This window comes from Providencia rustigianii DSM 4541 (assembly GCF_000156395.1).
Classification (GTDB): domain Bacteria; phylum Pseudomonadota; class Gammaproteobacteria; order Enterobacterales; family Enterobacteriaceae; genus Providencia; species Providencia rustigianii.
Map to the genome: position 1 here is coordinate 289403 of NZ_GG703819.1, position 1715 is coordinate 291117.

Below are 1715 nucleotides of genomic sequence, written 5' to 3' on the forward strand. Positions count from 1 at the left end.
TGCTGCTGTGCTAATTCGGCATTTTGCTTCGCCAGCGTCGTTTGCGCCGCCTCATGCTGCTTCACTTTTTCCGCCAATTGCGCTGTGAGTTGCTGATTCTGCGCGGTCAGCGTATTCACTTGTTTGTCACTGGTTTGCCCCAGTGACGCCAGTTTCTGCTCAGCTTGCGTTTGTTGTGCCTGTAATTGTGCCTTCGCGTCCGCCAATTGCTTCTGAGCCGCGGTTAAATCGGTTTCCAGCCCACTTTTTTGCTGGGCAAGCTGCGTTTGCTGCTGCGCTAATTCGGCATTTTGCTTCGCCAGCGTCGTTTGCGCCGCTTCATGCTGCTTCACCTTTTCCGCCAACTGCGCTGTGAGTTGCTGATTCTGCGCGGTCAGCGTATTCACTTGTTTGTCGCTGGTTTGACCCAGTGACGCCAGTTTCTGCTCGGCTTGCGTTTGTTGTGCCTGTAACTGTGCCTTCGCGTCCGCCAATTGCTTCTGAGCCGCGGTTAAATCGGTTTCCAGTCCACTTTTTTGCTGGGCTAGCTGCGTTTGCTGCTGTGCTAATTCGGCATTTTGCTTCGCCAGCGTCGTTTGCGCCGCCTCATGCTGCTTCACTTTTTCCGCCAATTGCGCTGTGAGTTGCTGATTCTGCGCGGTCAGCGTATTCACTTGTTTGTCGCTGGTTTGACCCAGTGACGCCAATTTTTGTTCGGCTTGCGTTTGTTGTGCCTGTAATTGTGCCTTCGCGTCCGCCAATTGCTTCTGAGCCGCGGTTAAATCGGTTTCCAGTCCACTTTTTTGCTGGGCAAGCTGCGTTTGCTGCTGCGCTAATTCGGCATTTTGCTTCGCCAGCGTCGTTTGCGCTGCTTCATGCTGCTTCACCTTTTCCGCCAATTGCGCTGTGAGTTGCTGATTCTGTGCAGTCAGCGTATTCACTTGTTTGTCACTGGATTCACCCAGTGACGCCAATTTTTGTTCGGCTTGCGTTTGTTGTGCCTGTAATTGTGCCTTCGCGTCCGCCAATTGCTTCTGAGCCGCGGTTAAATCGGTTTCCAGTCCACTTTTTTGTTGGGCTAGCTGCGTTTGCTGCTGCGCTAATTCGGCATTTTGCTTCGCCAGCGTTGTTTGCGCCGCCTCATGCTGCTTCACCTTTTCCGCCAACTGCGCTGTGAGTTGCTGATTCTGCGCGGTCAGCGTATTCACTTGTTTGTCGCTGGTTTGCCCTAATGACGCCAATTTTTGTTCGGCTTGCGTTTGTTGTGCCTGTAATTGTGCCTTCGCGTCCGCCAATTGCTTCTGAGCCGCGGTTAAATCGGTTTCCAGCCCACTTTTTTGCTGGGCTAGCTGCGTTTGCTGCTGCGCTAATTCGGCATTTTGCTTCGCCAGCGTCGTTTGCGCCGCCTCATGCTGCTTCACCTTTTCCGCCAATTGCGCTGTCAATTGCTGATTCTGCGCGGTCAGCGTATTCACTTGTTTGTCGCTGGTTTGACCCAGTGACGCCAGTTTCTGCTCGGCTTGCGTTTGTTGTGCCTGTAATTGTGCTTTCGCGTCCGCCAATTGCTTCTGAGCCGCGGTTAAATCGGTTTCCAGCCCACTTTTTTGCTGGGCTAGCTGCGTTTGCTGCTGCGCTAATTCGGCATTTTGCTTCGTCAGTGTCGTTTGCGCCGCCTCATGCTGCTTCACCTTTTCCGCCAATTGCGCTGTCAGTTGCTGATTCTGCACGGTCAGTCG

The 1715-nt window shown here is 53.2% G+C and carries 1 protein-coding gene; it reads right to left on the reverse strand.

The window, feature by feature from the left end; all coding sequences use genetic code 11:
* On the reverse strand, nucleotides 1-1715 hold a 1715-nt coding region (locus tag PROVRUST_RS19880), incomplete at both ends, for a coiled-coil domain-containing protein (protein ID WP_006814946.1).